Raw genomic sequence first — 18,873 nt, forward strand, 5'->3', positions numbered from 1 at the left:
ATGAAATATTATTGAAAATGGCTGAACTTTGTTCAGTTTTTTTCTTTATCCATGAACCTAGAAGCTCAACAAAAGTGGTATAATAAAGAAAAAAGGGATTATTTTAATATGTATGGTTATCGTATTTCAGTTTTTGAAGTCCTTTGGAAAAATCAGGTCATTAGATTTTTGTTAATTTTTTTAGCACTATTTTATTTCTATCTTTTTTTCCAAAGAGTTAAGACATCTTTAAAAAGTGGTGGGAGTATGTTGGATCCTTTTCATATTGCAAAGGGAAGATTATACATTCACACGATTATTCTTTTTAGAAAAAGGATTGTTCCTCTAGCTGAAATTAGACAGATTGATATTGATTACGTTCGAGGGAGAAGAATGAATGGGGACAGGTATCATCTGTACTTTACAAGGAAAGATGGAAAATCTTTTACTTTTCATTTTGGGAAAAGCAAAAGAAACGAGGAGTTAGTGAAAAATCTTGCCAATGTGGCCAAGAAGTGCCATATTAAAATCTATTATTATTATTAAGAGTCGATTGCTAAAATTGAATTGTTGTCACTTGTGACAATTGTCAAAGCCAGGAGAGTAGCTAATATGCTTCAACTACAAGTAATAAGAGAAGATAAACAACTAAGAATTTTATTGATGCAAGAATGCGATATTCTCTTTTATGACCAGTTGAAAGAGGTTGAATTTTCTCAGAACAATGAAGTTTATTCTCTTTCGCACATAGCCTTTGCTAAAGACGGCAGCGGGGGAGAATATGTAATTCTTGAAGATCAGAGTATCGGCTTTATAGGGAGTGAAGGCCAAGTTGGTCGGGTAGCAGAAAGCCTTGATAACTTGCTTACTTTCTTAATTCATGCTGGTTCTATCTCAGACTTTTCTTGTCGGTTACTCTACCAAAACAAGGATTTGTTGGCAAAATTCTGTCAGGGATTTATCAACAAAGCACGACAAAATTACCAGTCAAAAGGCGAAAAGTGGGACAAAGTGAGAACTCTACTTGCACAAGAGTTGGGACTTGAATTTCAGCCAGAAAAACTGCAAGAGTTAGCCTTCAATTTTTATCAATCAGCGATAAGAACTCCACTATTTACTTGTAAATATGGTCATGGTGAGAATGAATATGTCTGCGATTCTGTTTTGTCAGATATTGTCGGCTTGTGGGTTTCAGAGCTGGTAGGGTTGACTGCAGAAGAAATTGTAGCTTTTGCTAGCACTAAATACAATCAAATGTAAAGAACAAAAATTTATTTCCACTTAAAATATTTTATGTTATAATATTAACAATTATATTTTAAGGAGTTTATATGAGTTCTTCAGAATTTATTTCAAAGATTGATTATTATTGCCATAAGAAAGAAAGTTTATTTGACCAAAGTAAGTTTAAATATGCCATTCGTTCGATGTTTGCAGGTGCTTTCTTAACCTTTAGTACAGCCGCTGGGGCCATAGGTGCTGATCTACTCAATAGCATCGTTCCAAGTGCTGGTTATTTCCTATTTCCCTTTGTATTTGCATGGGGACTTGCCTATATCGTTTTCTTGAATGCCGAGTTGGTGACGTCAAATATGATGTACTTGACAGCTGGAACATTTTTGAAGAAGATTGATTGGAAAAAAGCCTTTATCATTTTACTCTATTGTGCCTTTTTCAACTTAGTTGGCGCTCTGTTAGCAGGTTGGTGCTTTGCTAACTCATCGGCTTTTTCACACCTGACACACGACAGTTATCTTCCAAAGATTGTAGCTAAGAAGTTGGCACGACCTAGTGAGTTGGTCTTGTTGGAGGGGATTTTGGCAAATATGTTCGTAAATATTGCCATTCTATCTTCAATTTTGGTTAAGGATAGCAATGCCAAACTCTGGATTATCTTGTCAGCTATTTCTATGTTTGTTTTCTTATCTAACGAGCATATTGCAGCTAACTTTTCATCTTTTAGCATTATTAAATTCAGCATTGTTTCTGATCAAATTGCTAACTTTGATATTCCAAATATCCTACGTCATTGGAGTGTTACCTTCATTGCTAACTTGATTGGTGGAGGATTCCTAATAGGTTTACCATACGCTTATCTTAATAAAAATGAAGAGACTTATGTTGATTAGCACTTAGCTCTTACTAAATAAAATGAAAATCAATAATAGAGGAGGTCGGGACTAAAAATCCAGACCTCGATTTTTTTTCTAAAGAACTTTTTGATAAAAACGTTATTTTCTCTGTCTATAAATTCAAACAAATTATTAGTGCATGGACTTTTGCTGAAAAATAAAGAGACTCTTTTGTAAATTCATATAGAACAAAATAAAAACGTATATTAAATATATAGAGTAGAGAATTTGAAGATAAAGAGTTGAAAACATTAAAGATGCTGATACAAAGTAAATGGAAACGATTGCTAAAAGTGATCAAAATATTGTAAATAGAATTAAGAAAGCCTTCCCATAATTTCGATTTTATGTTATAATATTCACAAATAAAAGTTTTAGGAGTTTATATGGTTTCTTCAGAATTTATCTCAAAAATTGAGTTTGCTTGTAAGAAAAAGGAAAGTCTTTACAGTCAAAGTAAATTCAAGTACGCTATCCGTTCAATGTTTGCTGGTGCATTCTTAACATTTAGTACAGCAGCTGGTGCAGTTGGAGCTGACTTGATTAATAAGATTGCTCCTGGTAGTGGACGTTTCCTCTTCCCATTTGTTTTCGCTTGGGGATTGGCTTACATTGTCTTCTTGAATGCTGAGTTAGTAACATCTAACATGATGTTCTTGACAGCTGGTAGCTTTTTGAAAAAAATTAGCTGGAGAAAAACAGCTGAAATTCTTCTATATTGTACACTCTTTAATTTGATCGGTGCTCTTATAGCAGGTTGGGGATTCGCCCATTCAGCAGCTTATGCAAACCTTACCCATGATAGCTTTATTTCTGGAGTTGTGGAAATGAAGTTGGGCCGTTCAAATGAACTTATCTTGCTTGAAGCTATCTTGGCTAATGTCTTTGTAAATATCGCAATTCTTTCATTTGTTTTAGTCAAAGATGGGGGAGCTAAACTTTGGTTAGTTCTTTCAGCTATTTACATGTTTGTATTCTTAACAAATGAACACATCGCCGCAAACTTTGCATCATTTGCTATCGTGAAATTCAGTGTTGCTGCTGATTCAATCGCAAACTTCGGTATTGGAAATATTCTTCGTCACTGGGGTGTAACCTTTATTGGTAACTTTATTGGTGGTGGTCTACTGATGGGATTGCCTTACGCCTTCTTAAACAAAAACGAAGATACATATGTAGATTAAAAGTTGGATTTATTCCAACTTTTTCTTTTTGTTTATCCATGCTATAATGAATGTAGAATAGATAAATATAGAGGAATAACATGAACGAGATTAAATGTCCCAATTGTGGCGAAGTATTTACAGTCAATGAAAGTCAATATGCAGAACTGCTTTCTCAAGTTCGAACTGTAGAGTTTGACAAAGAATTACATGAGCGGATCAAGCAAGAATTGACTTTAGTAGAGCAAAAAGCTTTAAATGAACAACAGGCAAAACTGGCTCAAAAAGACCAAGAAATTGCCCAGCTTCAAAGTCAAATTAACAACTTTGATACAGAAAAAGAATTGGCAAAAAGAGAAGTAGAGCAAACTGCTAGTCAAAGCTTGCTAGAGAAAGAAAAAGAAGTCCAAGCTCTCGAAAATCAATTGGCTACCTTGCGCTTGGAGCATGAAAATCAACTACAAAAAACTCTTTCTGATCTTGAAAAAGAACGTGATCAGGTCAAAAATCAGCTCCTCTTACAAGAAAAAGAAAACGAACTTTCTCTTGCTTCTGTTAAACAAAACTACGAAGCCCAGCTTAAGGCAGCTAGTGAACAGGTTGAATTTTACAAGAATTTCAAGGCCCAACAATCAACCAAGGCAATCGGTGAAAGTTTGGAACACTATGCAGAAAGTGAGTTTAACAAGGTTCGAAGCTTTGCCTTTCCAAATGCATACTTTGAGAAGGACAATAAGGTTTCAGCACGTGGTTCTAAGGGCGATTTTATCTTCCGTGATTTTGATGAAAATGGACTAGAATTCATTTCCATCATGTTTGAGATGAAAAATGAAGCAGACGGGACAGAGAAGAAACATAAAAATGCAGACTTCTATAAAGAGTTGGATAAGGATCGTCGTGAGAAAAACTGTGAGTATGCAGTTTTGGTAAGTATGCTTGAGGCTGATAACGACTACTTCAATACTGGGATTGTCGATGTTAGTCACGAATATGATAAGATGTATGTCATTCGTCCCCAGTTCTTTATCCATTTGATTGGACTCTTGCGCAATGCTGCACTGAATTCTCTCAAATACAAGCAGGAATTGGCTTTGGTTCGCGAGCAAAATATTGACATTACGCATTTCGAGGAAGATTTGGATGCCTTTAAGGTAGCCTTTGCAAAGAACTATAATTCAGCTTCTGTTAACTTTGGTAAGGCCATTGACGAAATTGACAAGGCTATCAAACGCATGGAAGAAGTCAAGAAATTCCTAACAACATCAGAAAACCAACTCCGCCTTGCTAACAACAAATTGGATGATGTTTCCGTTAAAAAATTGACTCGGAAGAATCCGACTATGAAAGCAAAATTTGAAGCCTTGAAGGAAGACTAGGAGGATCCTATGCAGATACGAAAAGCAACCATGAAAGATGCTGAAGCCCTACTGTCTTTATACGAAGACTTGGGCTATCCAACGACCGCTTCTAATCTGTCTCGACGTTTAGAAATGATTCTTTCTCAACCACATTATGGCTGTCTTCTAGCTGAAAGAAACGGAGAAATTTTAGGTTTCTTAGGTTATGCAAAGCTCTTCTTTTTTGAAACAGATGGATCTTATTATCGTATTTTAGCTTTGTCAGTTGCAAAAGAAACAAGACGACAAGGAATTGCTAGTAGGCTAATTGATGAATTGAAAAAACAAGCAGTAAAAGAAGGAGTTAAGGCACTGGCTCTAAATAGTGGATTAACCGCTGAACGAAATGCTGCACATCAGTTTTATCAGGCAGTTGGATTTGAAAAAGTGACTGCCGGCTTTGCCTTGCATTTAAAAACTCAACATAAATAAATCATGAAAAAATAGTAGAGGGAACGAAGTAATGTCTTCAACAAAAGGGAAAACATTATATTTTAACGATAAGAGCATGGATTATGTGACCTTTGGAAAAGGGAATCAACCTCTGGTAATTATACCAGGATTGGGCGATGGACTACAAACGGTTAAAGGTATGGCTATGTCTTTTTCAATCACATACCGTATACTTGCCGAACGTTACAAAATTTATGTTTTTTCTCGAATCAATGAGTTGAGGCAGGGTTATACCACCCGGGATATGGCAGCAGATGTTGCAGAAGCAATGGTGGTATTGAATATTACCAGTGCCTATGTTATGGGGATTTCACAAGGTGGGATGATTGCCCAATGGCTAGCTGTAAACTTTCCAGAAAAGGTTCAAAAGCTCATTTTAGCCGTGACCACTGCAAAACTAAGTAATCTAGGCAGGGGAGAGAATTAGTCGCTGGCTGAACCTGAGTCAAATAGGAAATTATAAAGATCTGATGATTGATATCGCTCGTCATTCTTACACGACTAAATCCTTTGGAAAATTTAAATACCTTTATCGAATAATGGGAATTTTTGGTCATATTAAAGATAAACAACGTATTGATATTCAGTCTGTATCTTGTTTGAAACATGATAGTCTAGATTTTTTGGAAAAAATCAACTGCCCTACGTTAATCATTGGAGCAGAAAAAGATGATGTTCTTGGCGTAGATGATTCGTTTGGATTGCATCATCATATCAGAGGTAGTCAACTGATTATATTACCAGGGTGTGGACATGCACTCTATGAACAGAATAAGGATTTCCAAAAAAGAGTTTTAGTATTTTTAGAAAGTTAATAAATGAACGGTATTATCAACTTAAAAAAAGAGGCGGGGATGACCTCGCATGATGCAGTTTTCAAGCTGCGTAGGATTTTAGGAACTAAGAAGATTGGTCATGGAGGGACTTTAGACCCTGATGTTGTCGGTGTTTTACCCATTGCCGTCGGTAAGGCAACCCGCATGGTCGAGTTTATGCAGGACGAGGGTAAAGTCTATGAAGGAGAAATAACTCTTGGATATTCTACAACAACTGAAGACGCTAGTGGTGAAGTTGTTGCAGAGACACCAGTATTGTCTCCTTTAGATGAAAAGATTGTTGATCAAGCGATTGCCAGTCTGACAGGTCCAATCACTCAGATTCCACCTATGTACTCGGCTGTCAAGGTCAATGGTCGCAAACTCTATGAATATGCGCGTGCTGGTCAGGAAGTGGAGCGTCCAGAACGTCAGGTGACGATTTATAGTTTCGAAAGAACCAGTCCCATTTCCTATATGGAGAATCTTGCTCGATTTAGCTTTCGTGTAAAATGTAGCAAAGGGACTTATATCCGTACCTTGTCAGTTGACTTGGGAGAAAAACTTGGCTATGCAGCTCATATGTCTCATTTAACACGAACAAGTGCTGCGGGCTTGCAGTTAGATGATGCTTTGACCTTGAATGAAATTGAGGAAAAGGTTCAAACTGGTGAGTTAGACTTTCTTCATCCTTTAGAGATTGGTACAGGTGACTTAGTTAAGGTGTATTTGACTCCAGAACAGGCAGAAGAAGTGCGTTTTGGTCGCTTTATTGAATTGGAGCAAACTGAGAAGGAATTGGCTGGTTTTGAAGGTGATAAGTTATTAGCCATTTTAGAGAAACGGGATTATCTTTATAAACCAAGAAAGGTTTTCAATTGATTAGAGCTGGTGGTAAAATTGCAGACTAATGTTTAACTTGAAAAAGCTGAAAGACAATTTAGTTTAGAAGAGAGATTGTTTTGAAAAAGGGTTGAAAACACGGTGATATTTGACAGTTTTGCTTGCTTATGATAATATTTAAATAAAGAAAAGCTAGAAAACTTTCAGAGGATATTATGAGTATTGAGATGACTGTTAGTGAGATTGCTGAGGTCTTGGGCTTGTCCCGCCAAGCAATCAATAACCGTGTCAAGGAATTACCTGAAGAAGATACGACTAAAAATGATAAAGGAGTCACTGTGGTAACTCGCAGTGGCTTGATTAAGCTTGAAGAAATCTACAAAAAAACTATTTTTGAAGATGAACCTGTTAGTGATGATGTGAAGCAACGTGAGTTGATGGAGATTCTTGTTGATGAAAAGAACGCTGAAATCATCCGTCTTTATGAGCAATTAAAAGCCAAAGACAAACAGTTAGCTGAAAAAGATGAACAGATGCGTGTCAAAGACCGTCAAATCGCAGAAAAAGATAAGCAATTGGATCAACAACAACAGTTAACCCTACAAGCCATGAAGGACCAAGAAACCCTTCAGTTGGAGTTGGATCAGGCTAAGCAAGAAGTACAAGCAACGAAGAAAGGCTTCTTTGCTCGCTTATTTGGAGGATAAAAAGAAACTGCTTGGTTTCTAGGTATAACCAAGTAGTTTCTTTTTCAAATACAATAAGGAATGGATAAGATGGAAAAATTAAGAGATTATATTTCATTTGATTTGGAATTTAATAAACACCAAGATAAAACTCACTTGATTCAGGTATCTGCAGTCCGTTTTAAAGATGGTGAAGAAGTAGGAGCATTTGACTCATATGTTCATACGGATGTACCATTGAAAAGTTTTATAAACGGTTTAACGGGTATCACATCTGAAACCTTGAAGGATGCTCCGAAGGTGGAAGATGTTCTCAAAGATTTTCAAGCCTTTATTGGTCAATTGCCTATCGTTGGCTATAATGCAGCCAAGAGTGATTTACCGATTTTGTTGGAACATGGTTTGGATTATAGTAGCCAATATCTAGTCGATCTCTATGATGAAGCTTTTGAGCGACGTAGTTCTGATCTTCATGGTATTGCCAATCTCAAGTTACAGACTGTGGCTGAATTTCTAGGATTCAAGGGCCAATCTCATAACAGTTTAGAGGATGCGCGAATGACTGCGCGTGTTTATGAAGCTTTCCTAGAATCTGATGAAAGTAGAATCTTACTGGACTCCAAGAGTAGTCTAAACTCTAATCCTTTCGGTGGTTTAGATTTATCACAGCTGTTTGATTAGGAGGTTTTATGAAACCTGAAAAACCTAAAAAATTGGGATTTAAAAAGATTTACCTGAATCTGGATAAAATCCTCTTTCTATTTTTTCTAATCTTCATGCTGGTAGATTATATTTGGTTGCCACTGAACTCATTGATAGCTGGTTTTTTACTAAATCAGACGGGCTATTTGTTTATTTCCTATAACAATATTTTTGAAATTTTAAAACATGCGCCTTTAGTAAGCTTTGGTTTTTTAATCTTAATAGCCATTAACCTTTTAGTGGCTTATTTTCAAATTAGTCTCCTCTTCATTGGGGCTCGACATCTTCTCTATCATGAAAAACGAACCTTGATTGAGTATAGTCGCAAGGTATTTCGTGAAAGTATAGCCTTCATGAAACGTCTGACTCTTTCCAAGGCCTTGTTTATCTTCGTTTATATCGCTATGATTTTTCCGTTTATCAGGAAGATTTTTAAAATTTATTATTTTAATAAAATAGTGATACCTGATTTTATTCAGACCTACATGGAAGACAAGTATTGGATATGGTGGCTTGGTATTATCATCTTGTCAATCTTCTTCCTATACGTTTCTGTTAAGTTGGTTTTTGTTCTACCAAAAATCTTTTTTGAAAAGATGACGGTTAAGGATGCTGTGGTCTACAGTCTAGAAAAAACCAGAAATCATTTTTGGTTTTACGCTTGGCATCTTTTTCTCATTGTTGTCAAAACAAATCTTTTCTTTTACTTACTTCTAATCCCACTATTGGTTGGCCAGTTTTTAGTAGATGGTCTCACACATCGAGAATCTTTGATTCTTGCTATTTCGAACTATATATTGATTAAAAATATCCACTATATGGCTTTGACTTACTTCTTGGTTAAGTTTACCTCCTTTTTAACTGGTGAGGAGTTGGATATTATGCCAAGACGAAAGAAAGATCATATTATGAGATGGGGTGTAATGGGGTGCGCCAGTGTCTTCTTTGCGATTGAGGGTTATGTTTATCTAGAAGCACCCGTAGTCAATCCTCCACTTGTCATCTCTCACAGAGGTGTCTCAAATGGAAATGGTGTCCAAAATACAGTTGAATCCTTAGAAAAAACAGCTCAGTTAAAACCAGATTTAGTTGAGATGGATGTGCAGGAAACCAAGGATGGTCAGTTTGTCATGATGCATGATGCTAACCTAAAAAGTTTAGCGGGATTAAATGTAACACCGCAAGACTTAACTTTAGATGAGTTGAAGCAATTAGATATTTATGAAAATGGTTATCAGACCAAAATTTCCAGCTTTGATGATTATATAAATCGTGCCAATGACCTTCATCAGAAATTGCTGATCGAAATTAAAACGAGTCGAAAAGATAGTGCCCAAATGATGGATCATTTTCTAGATCAATATGGGGCAAAGATTAAAGTCTATGGGCATCAGATGCAATCTTTGGATTATCATGTTATTGAGAAGGTAACTCAGTATGATAAGGAAATTCCGGTCTATTTCATTCTGCCCTACAATTCCGTTTTTCCAAGAACGAATGCTACAGGCTATACCATGGAATATTCTACCCTAGATGAATATTTTGTAACCAAGCTTTGGAATACAAAACAAAAACTCTATGTATGGACAATCAATAGTTCGGAATCCTTTGATAAGTCCCTACGTTTGGGAGTTGATGGTATGATAACAGATGATCTGGAAAGAATCAAAGAAGAGCTTGAGACCGCTCAGGAAGATCCTGAGTATACGGACTTGCTTCTCAAGAAAGCAGCAGAAATATTTACTTTCTAGGTAAGACAAAAGAGGCTGAATTGAACATCAGCCTCTTTTTATGCTATTAGAATGGTAATTTACCAGCAAAAGCACCTAGTTTCTTCTTAGTTGCTTCATCAATTTGTTCAAGAGCAGCATTGACTGCTTGAACAGTCATATCTGATAGAGTTTCAATATCTTCTGGGTCAACAACCGCAGGATTGAAATCAATTTTTGTAACTTTCTTGTCTCCTGTTAGTGTAGCAGTTACAAGGTTTTGGGCAGAAGTTCCAACGAATTCTGTAGCAGCAAGTTCAGCCTGACTTTGCTCCATTTGTTTTTGAAGTTTTTGAGCTTGACGCATCATGTTTTGCATATTCATCATGGTGGTAAATAGCTTCCTTTTCTTTTATTTTCCCTATTATTTTAACAATTTTAACTAGAAAAGTCTATTCTAATTTTAAAGGAGTAAACATTAAATTTTCTGACAATTTATTGAATAATTAGAAAAACTATGATATAATAAATTTTAAAAATGGGATTCCCATGATTTAATAGGAGTGTTATATGAAAAAACTTGGTTTTATCCTTTTATCTTCGGCATTGTTGTTATCTGCTTGTGCAGTTCGTTTTGAACAATCGTCAACTACAAGTGATTCATCTCAGGTCGCAAAATTATCAGAAGATAACCAAAAACTATTGGATAAGGCAACTAGCGACTACAAAACCTTTGTGGAAGAACAGATTGATAAACTTTTAACGGATACAGAAGGTTTTGTTCAACTCTTGAAGGATGGTAAGCTAGAAGAAGCTAAAAAGGCCTACCCTTTAATCCGTATGTCTTATGAACGTTCAGAGCCAATTGCAGAGAGTTTCGGTGAATCCGATGTGAAGATTGACTTTCGTTTGGCAGACTACTTAGATGAAAATAAGACTGAAGAAGGTTGGTCAGGTTTTCACCGTATTGAGCGCATCCTTTGGGAAGAAAACACAACTAAAGGAACTGAGTCTTATGGTGACCAACTGGTAAATGATATCAAGGAATTGAAGGCTAAGATTGCGACTGTAGATGTTGATTACAAGATTATGCTAACTGGGGCTGTTGACCTTTTAAATGAAGTAGCGACAAGTAAGATTACTGGTGAAGAGGAGATTTATTCTCATACTGACTTGTATGATTTTCGTGCCAATATCCAAGGTGCTGAAAAGATTTTCCAGCTCTTTAAGCCCTTGCTTGAAAAATCAGATGCATCCTTGGTGAAAGAGCTAGAGGAAGATTTCAAAAATGTCAATAGTTTGTTAGACAAACACATGACGGATAAGGAACACTATAAGCTCTATACAGACTTAACGAAAGAGGATACCAAAGAATTGTCTGAAGCAGTCACAAAACTTGGTGAACCATTATCACAAATGGGTAAATTTCTTGGTGGAGAATAAGTAATATGACAAACAAAGGCGAAAAATTTTTTGAACGAAAAATGGACCGTCGAGAATTTCTAAAAAAAGCAGGTATTGGAGGTGCTGGTCTCGCACTTGGTCTCTCCGGTGCTTCTGCTTTTTTCGCACCTAAGCTTGATGGTCAGGAGAAAATCTCGTACGGGGATGAAAAGATAGCCTTCTATGGCAAACACCAAGCTGGCATTACAACTGTCATGCAGAAAAACATTTATTTTGTGGTTTTAGATTTGCATACAACTGACAAAGAGAAAATCATCCAGTTATTTAAGGATTGGACAGATTATAGTGCCAAACTTGTAGAGGGAGAATTGGTTAAAAAAGATGGTAACAATAGCCTCTTGCCTCCAAGTGATACTGGAGAAACAGTTGGGCTTAATCCTCATCGTTTGACCCTGACTTTTGGAGTTTCGGCTAGTTTCCTAGAAAAAATGAAACTAGAGAACAAACGTCCAAAACTTTTTAGAGATTTACCTCCATTTCCAAAGGAACAGTTACGAGAAAAGTACACGGGTGGAGATATTGTCATTCAAGCTTGTGCAGATGACGAGCAAGTTGCCTTTCATGCTATTCGTAACCTTATTCGCAAGGGAAGAAATGCAGTTACTCTTCGTTGGAGTCAATCAGGTTTTGCAGCTATCGGTAATCGTATGGAAACTCCTCGAAATCTCTTTGGCTTTAAAGACGGGACTGCTAATGTCACTACTGGGAAAGAATTTGATCAGGTTGTGTGGGCAGACAGTAAGGACTGGATGGAAAATGGTTCCTACATGGCCGTTCGTCGCATCCAGATGTTCCTTGATACTTGGGACCGAACCAATCTGGAGGAGCAAGAAAATACCTTTGGGCGCTATAAGGAAAGTGGAGCTCCTTTTGGTAAGAAAAACGAATTTGATGAGGTGGACTTGAGTCTTCTTCCTGACGATTCTCATGTACGCTTAGCAAAAGAAGTGGATAAACCTCTCCTGCGTCGCTCTTATTCTTATTCTGATGGCATAGATGAAAAGACTGGTCAGTTTGACACTGGTTTACTCTTTATTTCTTTTCAAAAGGATCCAGATAGCTTTGTTAAAGTTCAGACCAATCTAGGTGCTACGGATAAAATGAATGAGTACGTTACCCATATAGGCAGTGGTCTTTTTGCCTGCTTTGGTGGAGTAGAGAAGGGAGGTTACATTGGGCAGAAATTATTGGAACCTTAAAAGTATTATCCTCCTATGTGTTTGTTTCTTCCTGTTGATTTTTCCGGTAGGAGCTAAGGAAAATTTGAGTCCCTACTTTGTCAAAATAACTGATGCAACTAAAGCTGTTAAAGAAGGTAAACAAGATCAGGCAAGAAAACTAATCGATGAAATGACCAAAGATTTCGAGAAAGTCGAGAATTCTGACTCTGAAGCAGGACGTAAAGTTCAAGAAAAGTTAGCCTTAACTGGTGATATTACTGAAGACCAGCTAACTCAGATTTCTTTAGCCATTTTGACATTTGAGAAAGAGCAAAATCCAGTCGACCTAGATGCAGAAAAAGAGAAACTTGTTTCACGATTAGAACCTCGTTTTGAAGCCTTAGACAAGGCAATCGCTTCTCAAGATCTGGAAGCAGTAAGAGAAGCCTATAAAAAAATGAATTCAACCTGGACCATCAATGAAGCAGTGGTTCGCGACCATAGTACAGCTCATTATGGGCAAGTGGAAACAGCAATTTCCTTTTTGCGTAGTAGCATTGAGACTGAACCAACTAACTTTGATACTATTCAGGCATCGTTTGATGATTTGAAAAAAGCCATTACTAACTTTGTTGAAGGTACAGAAGTTGCGACGACATCTTCGAATCTGACCCTAAAGGATGGAATTGATCTTTTAAAAAAGGCCTTGGCTCAATTTCAAGCTGATCAAGATAGCGAAGCAGCTGCAACCATGAAGGAGTTTATTACTATTTGGCCAACTATCGAGGGTTCTGTAAGTACAACCAATCCTTCGCTTTATACCAAGGTTGAAAGTGAAAGTCCTGTCATCATGGTTAAGGGAAAGGAAAGGGAATATCAAGAAAAGCTTTCTAGCTTGATTGCAGAGCTATCTCAAATTGATACTAGCGCTTCCTATAATGCATTTGACGCCATGCTCATCTTGCTCCGAGAAGGTATAGAAGCCCTCTTGATTGTCATGGCGCTTGTGACAACTTTGAAAGCTGCCAAGATGAGAAAGGGCCTCAAGTGGGTCTATGGTGGTGCGTTTGCGGGTATCGTAGCCAGTCTTTTAATTGCCTATATCCTACAGATTGCCTTTCCAGCAGTCACCTCAGGAACTAACCGTGAAATCATCGAAGGTGCAGTCGGGATTTTTGCGGTTATCATGATGATTTTAATCGGTATTTGGCTACATAGCAAATCTTCTGTTAAAAAATGGAATGCTTTTATGGAATCACAAATGCAAACTGTCACGAAAACAGGATCTTTCCTTTCTATGTTCGCTTTAAGTTTTCTAGCCGTATTCCGTGAAGGTGCTGAGACGATTTTATTCTATGTGGGGATTCTGCCAAGGATTTCTAGTTTTGATTTTGTCCTAGGAATTTCTCTAGCCCTCTCAGTTTTAGTCATGATTGCCTTTGTGATGAACAAGGCTAGTCAATTTTTCCTACCTCACAAGGTTTTCTTTATCCTGACTTGGATGATTTATGCCTTAGCCTTTAAGATGACGGGAGTCAGTATCCATGCCTTACAGTTGACAAATATGATTCCAAACCATCTGATCTCAGGAATACCAAGTATTGATATATTGGGAATTTACCCTAGTTGGGAAGGGTTAGCAGGTCAGACTATCTTTATCCTCGTAGTTTTTCTAATTACCATTAGACAGGGTGAAAAGTGATGGATCAAAAGGAATTGACAATTATTGAACATTTGATAGAATTTAGAAAGAGATTGCTAGCAGTAGTTGTTTGCTTCTTTCTGGTTTTCTGCCTTTCACTATTATTTGCCAATCAGGTTTATCAATTTATCACACAAGGCTTTAGTCAGAAGTTGATCGTCTTGGGACCAAATGATATTTTATGGATTTATCTTCGTTTGGCAAGTTTGATGGCCTTTAGCCTTACCTTACCTTTTACGGTCTATCAAGTCTGGAGTTTTGTTCGACCAGCCCTTAAAACTGAAGAAGCAGGAGCGATTTTTGCTTATATCCCTGCAACTTTCCTTTGTTTTATCTTGGGATTAGTCTTTGGCTTTTATTTTGTCACACCAGCTATACTTCAGGTTTTACTGGGACTGGGTGAAAACTTATTTGAAACGCAGTTAACGGCACAAAATTATCTAGCTTTTGTCTTTCAAACAACTGTACCACTAGCGTTTATCTTTGAATTGCCAGTTATCATTGCTTTTTTAACCTCAATTGGTTTGATTGGGCCTGGCCTACTCATTGCTTATAGACGTTATGCTTACTTCATTTTATTGGTATTGGCAGTTATATTGACGCCGGCCGATTTTATTAGCGATTTAGCGATGACTGTTCCCCTAATCCTTTTGTATGAGGTTAGTATCGCTATTAGTAAATGGATAATTAAGAGAAAAAGGAAAGGAGAAAAAAATGGGAATTTTACGTGATATTGGTGCACCAGGCTTGATAGTCATTGTTCTTGGAGCACTGTTGATTTTTGGGCCAAAACGCTTACCAGAGTTAGGCGAGTCAGTAGGAAAAATGCTTGCCGAGTTTAAGAAAGCCGTTAAGGGCATCGGTGAGCAAGAAGAAAAATAAACGAAAAATGATTGAATAGAGTTGAGAATTGTTAGCTTGGAATTATCTCTGGCTACAATCTCAATTTTTTTATTTAGTTTAAGGTTTCTTTAAGGTTTCTATAATATTCTGAAGAACTCTATATTAATGGAAAGATGGATTTGAAAACCTACTTTTTATCATTCAAGATACCTTCCCAAAAAGTATGTAACAACCCTCTTTCTGGCTAGAGAATTCTAGTATTTATTTCGATAAAGGGCTAGGTTGTGATATAATGGTAAAGAATGAGTTTTTTAGAACAAACTAAAGGAGTATTAAAATGATCTACGCTGGAATTTTAGCAGGTGGAACTGGCACGCGCATGGGGATTAGTAATTTACCCAAACAATTTCTTGAGTTGGGAGATCGCCCAATCTTGATTCATACTATTGAAAAATTTGTCTTGGAACCAAGTATTGAAAAGATTGTAGTTGGAGTTCATGGTGACTGGGTTACACACGCAGAAGATTTAGTTGAAAAATTCCTACCACTCCACAAGGATCGTATTATCATCACAAAAGGTGGTGCGGATCGTAATTCTAGTATTGAAAAAATTATTGAAGCTATTGATGCTTACCGTCCAATTACGGAAGATGATATCGTAGTCACTCATGACTCAGTTCGTCCTTTTATCACACTTCGAATGATTCAAGATAACATTGCTCTTGCACAAAATCATGATGCTGTTGATACTGTAGTTGAAGCGGTGGATACCATTGTTGAAAGTACAAATGGTCAGTTCATAACAGATATTCCAAATCGCGCTCATCTATACCAAGGACAGACTCCACAAACCTTCCGCTGTAAAGACTTTATTGACTTGTATGGTTCTTTATCAGCAGAAGAAAAAGAAATTTTGACAGATGCATGTAAAATCTTTGTCATTAAGGGTAAAGATGTAGCCTTGGCAAAAGGTGAATACTCAAACCTTAAAATTACAACAGTTACAGACTTGAAGATTGCTAAAAGCATGATTGAGAAAGACTAGAGATATGATTAATCAAATTTATCAACTGACAAAACCAAAGTTTATTAATATTAAATATCAGGAAGAAGAAATTGATCAAGAGAATCATATCCTTATTCGACCAAATTTTATGGCGGTTTGTCATGCGGATCAACGTTACTATCAAGGAAAACGTGATCCCAAAATACTATCTAAAAAGCTTCCAATGGCTATGATTCATGAGTCTTGTGGAACTGTTATTTCTGATCCAACAGGGATTTTTAAAGTAGGTCAGAAGGTTGTCATGATTCCTAATCAACCACCTATGCAGAGTGATGAGGAATTTTATGAAAACTATATGACAGGAACTTATTTCTTGTCTAGTGGTTATGATGGGTTTATGCGAGAATTTGTTTCTCTGCCTAAGGATCGTGTGGTAGCTTACGAAGATATTGAAGACACAGTTGCAGCCATTACTGAATTTGTCAGTGTGGGTATGCACGCTATGAATCGTTTCTTGACAGTTTCTCACAGCAGACGTCAGCGTATTGCAGTTATTGGAGATGGTAGTCTAGCTTTTGTAATGGCTAATATTATCAACTATACCTTACCTGAAGCTGAAATTATTGTAATTGGTCGTCACTGGGAGAAGTTAGAACTCTTCTCATTTGCAAAAGAGCTTTACATTACTGATAGCATCCCAGATGATCTTAGTTTTGATCATGGTTTCGAATGTTGTGGTGGTGATGGCTGCGGACCTGCAATTAATGATCTCATTCGTTACATCAAACCACAGGGAACCATTTTGATGATGGGTGTTAGTGAGTACAAGGTAAATATCAATACTCGAGATTCACTTGAAAAAGGTTTATTGTTAGTAGGTTCTTCACGTTCTGGGCGAATTGACTTCGAAAAAGCGATTCAAATGATGGAGATTAAGAGATTTGCCAATCGTTTGAAAAATATCATTTATTTAGAAGAACCAGTCAGAGAAATCAAAGATATTCACCGAGTTTTTGCAACTGACTTAAATACCGCATTTAAGACAGTCTTTAAGTGGGAAGTATAATGGAGGATGATTGTGAAGGAAATCGTTAAAGCAAAGATTGCTTCCTTATTGTCAGCTGACGAAGAAATTCAGAGCGTTGAACAATTGGGGGGGATGACCAATCAAAACTATTTGGTTAAGACAAGCTCAAACCAATATATTGTTAAGTTTTTCGGAAAAGGTACAGATAAATTAATCGATCGCCAGAATGAGAAGTTCAATCTTGCATTGTTGAAAGATTTGAAATTAGATGTAGAAAATTATCTTTTCGATATTGAAGCAGGAATTAAGGTTAATCAATACATTGAAAATGCTGAGACACTTGATTCAACTACCATTAAAACCAAATTTGAAAAGATTGCACCAATTCTACAAACGATTCACGCTTCTGGTAAAGAACTAAAAGGAGAGTTTGCTCCTTTTGAGGAAATAAAAAAATATGAATCCTTGATTCAAGGGGAGATTTCCTATCCGAACTATGAAATTGTCAGAAAGTTAGTATTTTCTCTGAAAGACCAACTTGAACAAATTGGAATTGATAAAAAATCATGTCACATTGATTTGGTTCCAGAAAACTTTATAGAAGGACCAGATGGCCACCTTTATCTCATTGATTGGGAATATTCATCCATAAATGATCCTATGTGGGATTTGGCAGCCCTCTTCCTAGAATCTGAATTTACAAGTGCAGAAGAAGAAGACTTTTTAAGTCATTACGAGAGTGACAAGACTCCAGTTTCAAGAGAGAAAATTCGTATTTACAAAATCTTGCAAGATATCATTTGGAGTCTTTGGACTATTTACAAGGAAGAAAATGGTGCAGATTTTGGAGATTATGGAATCTCTCGTTACAATAGAGCAGTAAAAGAATTAGAGTCTGAAGGAGATTTAAATGAAAACTAAAAATGGAGTTTCTTTTGGGCTACTATCAGGTGTGTTCTGGGGATTAGGATTAACGATTAGTGCTTATATCTTTTCAATCTTTACAGAGCTTTCGCCTTTTGTAGTAGCAGCTGCACATGACTTCCTTAGTATTTTTATCTTGTTAGGGTATCTTCTGGTTAAAGAAGGAAAAGTTCGCTTTTCAATCTTCTTGAACATTCGAAATGTCAGTGTTATCATCGGAGCTTTACTAGCCGGTCCGATTGGTATGCAGGCCAATCTCTATGCAGTTAAGTATATTGGAAGTTCTCTAGCATCGTCTGTTTCGGCGATTTATCCTGCTGTTTCAGTCTTGCTTGCCTTCTTCTTTTTGAAGCACAAGATTTCCAAAAATACAATTTTTGGTATCTTTCTAATCATTGCTGGGATTATTGCTCAGACCTATAAAGCAGAGCAAGTGAATTCTTTCTATATCGGAATTTTATGTGCCTTGATTTGTGCCCTTGCTTGGGGAAGCGAAAGTGTTCTTAGCTCTTTTGCTATGGAAAGTGATCTCAGTGAAATTGAAGCCCTCTTGATTCGACAAGTCACATCCTTCTTGTCTTATTTAGTCATTGTACTCTTTACACATCATTCATTTGCAGAAGTGGCAAATGGCCAATTGTTTGGTCTATTGATTGTCTTTGCGGCGTTTGATATGATTTCTTACCTTGCCTACTACATTGCTATCAATCGATTGCAACCAGCAAAGGCAACTGGTCTAAATGTCAGTTATGTAGTATGGACTGTTTTGTTTGCAGCAATTTTCTTGGGCTCGCCCCTTAATTTATTAACCATCATTACTTCACTCATCGTAATGGCTGGTGTTTACATTATTATTAAAGAATAAAGG

The 18,873-nt window shown here is 36.8% G+C and carries 20 protein-coding genes and 1 pseudogene; 20 read left to right on the forward strand and 1 reads right to left on the reverse strand.

Annotated features, from left to right (window positions below):
• Positions 1–108 precede the first annotated feature (108 nt).
• The 11 genes and pseudogenes from QM374_RS03205 (at position 109) to QM374_RS03255 (ending at position 9,921) form a co-directional block, all read left to right on the forward strand.
• Positions 109–525, forward strand: coding sequence for a hypothetical protein (locus tag QM374_RS03205; RefSeq protein WP_316108346.1), 417 nt, complete (start codon positions 109–111; stop codon positions 523–525).
• Between the two features lie 66 nt (positions 526–591).
• Positions 592–1,239, forward strand: coding sequence for a hypothetical protein (locus tag QM374_RS03210; protein ID WP_414310843.1), 648 nt, complete (start codon positions 592–594; stop codon positions 1,237–1,239).
• Between the two features lie 71 nt (positions 1,240–1,310).
• Positions 1,311–2,108, forward strand: a complete 798-nt coding sequence (locus QM374_RS03215; protein WP_060955658.1) for a formate/nitrite transporter family protein — start codon at positions 1,311–1,313, stop codon at positions 2,106–2,108.
• A gap of 389 nt (positions 2,109–2,497) precedes the next feature.
• Positions 2,498–3,295, forward strand: coding sequence for a formate/nitrite transporter family protein (locus QM374_RS03220; protein ID WP_060955659.1), 798 nt, complete (start codon positions 2,498–2,500; stop codon positions 3,293–3,295).
• An 80-nt stretch (positions 3,296–3,375) separates the two neighbouring features.
• Complete coding sequence (locus tag QM374_RS03225) at positions 3,376–4,650, forward strand: DUF2130 domain-containing protein (RefSeq protein ID WP_414310844.1); 1,275 nt, start codon at positions 3,376–3,378, stop codon at positions 4,648–4,650.
• Between the two features lie 9 nt (positions 4,651–4,659).
• Positions 4,660–5,103: a GNAT family N-acetyltransferase gene (locus QM374_RS03230; protein WP_045763273.1), complete on the forward strand. Its 444-nt coding sequence runs from the start codon at positions 4,660–4,662 to the stop codon at positions 5,101–5,103.
• Between the two features lie 31 nt (positions 5,104–5,134).
• Positions 5,135–5,939 (forward strand): annotated as a pseudogene (locus QM374_RS03235) (alpha/beta fold hydrolase).
• Between the two features lie 3 nt (positions 5,940–5,942).
• Complete coding sequence (gene truB, locus QM374_RS03240; RefSeq protein ID WP_414310845.1) at positions 5,943–6,821, forward strand: tRNA pseudouridine(55) synthase TruB; 879 nt, start codon at positions 5,943–5,945, stop codon at positions 6,819–6,821.
• 176 nt (positions 6,822–6,997) lie between these two features.
• Entirely contained in the window at positions 6,998–7,489 is a 492-nt protein-coding gene (locus QM374_RS03245; RefSeq protein ID WP_049504976.1) for a DUF536 domain-containing protein, read from the forward strand.
• Between the two features lie 69 nt (positions 7,490–7,558).
• Positions 7,559–8,149, forward strand: coding sequence for a 3'-5' exonuclease (locus QM374_RS03250; protein WP_414310846.1), 591 nt, complete (start codon positions 7,559–7,561; stop codon positions 8,147–8,149).
• An 8-nt stretch (positions 8,150–8,157) separates the two neighbouring features.
• The gene (locus tag QM374_RS03255) at positions 8,158–9,921 is read left to right on the forward strand and encodes a glycerophosphoryl diester phosphodiesterase membrane domain-containing protein (RefSeq protein ID WP_414310847.1); all 1,764 of its coding nucleotides are present in this window, start codon (positions 8,158–8,160) and stop codon (positions 9,919–9,921) included.
• 46 nt (positions 9,922–9,967) lie between these two features.
• Here the strand turns inward: QM374_RS03255 and QM374_RS03260 are convergent, their stop codons facing one another.
• Entirely contained in the window at positions 9,968–10,267 is a 300-nt protein-coding gene (locus QM374_RS03260; protein WP_000981533.1) for a YbaB/EbfC family nucleoid-associated protein, read from the reverse strand.
• Positions 10,268–10,449: 182 nt separating this feature from the next.
• On the opposite strand from QM374_RS03260, the gene efeO reads away from it, so the two are divergent.
• The 9 genes from efeO (at position 10,450) to QM374_RS03305 (ending at position 18,870) form a co-directional block, all read left to right on the forward strand.
• A complete protein-coding gene (gene efeO / locus QM374_RS03265; RefSeq protein ID WP_414310848.1) occupies positions 10,450–11,322 on the forward strand; it encodes an iron uptake system protein EfeO in 873 nt (290 codons plus the stop codon).
• Between the two features lie 5 nt (positions 11,323–11,327).
• Positions 11,328–12,542, forward strand: coding sequence for an iron uptake transporter deferrochelatase/peroxidase subunit (gene efeB / locus QM374_RS03270; RefSeq protein WP_414310849.1), 1,215 nt, complete (start codon positions 11,328–11,330; stop codon positions 12,540–12,542).
• Positions 12,517–14,205: an FTR1 family iron permease gene (locus tag QM374_RS03275; RefSeq protein WP_414310850.1), complete on the forward strand. Its 1,689-nt coding sequence runs from the start codon at positions 12,517–12,519 to the stop codon at positions 14,203–14,205. Before efeB ends, QM374_RS03275 begins: the two co-directional genes overlap by 26 nt.
• Positions 14,205–14,936 (forward strand): twin-arginine translocase subunit TatC, encoded by a 732-nt coding sequence (gene tatC, locus QM374_RS03280; RefSeq protein WP_414310851.1) that lies wholly within the window; start codon positions 14,205–14,207, stop codon positions 14,934–14,936. Before QM374_RS03275 ends, tatC begins: the two co-directional genes overlap by 1 nt.
• Entirely contained in the window at positions 14,920–15,087 is a 168-nt protein-coding gene (locus QM374_RS03285) for a twin-arginine translocase TatA/TatE family subunit (protein WP_000512114.1), read from the forward strand. Before tatC ends, QM374_RS03285 begins: the two co-directional genes overlap by 17 nt.
• 298 nt (positions 15,088–15,385) lie before the next feature.
• Positions 15,386–16,093 (forward strand): 2-C-methyl-D-erythritol 4-phosphate cytidylyltransferase, encoded by a 708-nt coding sequence (locus tag QM374_RS03290; protein ID WP_006151754.1) that lies wholly within the window; start codon positions 15,386–15,388, stop codon positions 16,091–16,093.
• A gap of 4 nt (positions 16,094–16,097) precedes the next feature.
• A complete protein-coding gene (locus QM374_RS03295; RefSeq protein WP_414310852.1) occupies positions 16,098–17,120 on the forward strand; it encodes a ribitol-5-phosphate dehydrogenase in 1,023 nt (340 codons plus the stop codon).
• Between the two features lie 6 nt (positions 17,121–17,126).
• Entirely contained in the window at positions 17,127–18,002 is an 876-nt protein-coding gene (locus tag QM374_RS03300) for a choline/ethanolamine kinase family protein (RefSeq protein WP_414310853.1), read from the forward strand.
• Entirely contained in the window at positions 17,992–18,870 is an 879-nt protein-coding gene (locus QM374_RS03305) for a DMT family transporter (RefSeq protein ID WP_414310854.1), read from the forward strand. Before QM374_RS03300 ends, QM374_RS03305 begins: the two co-directional genes overlap by 11 nt.
• The last annotated feature ends 3 nt before the right edge of the window (positions 18,871–18,873 follow it).

Origin of the sequence: Streptococcus infantis (genome assembly GCF_047465525.1) — a bacterium.
GTDB lineage: Bacteria > Bacillota > Bacilli > Lactobacillales > Streptococcaceae > Streptococcus > Streptococcus infantis_R.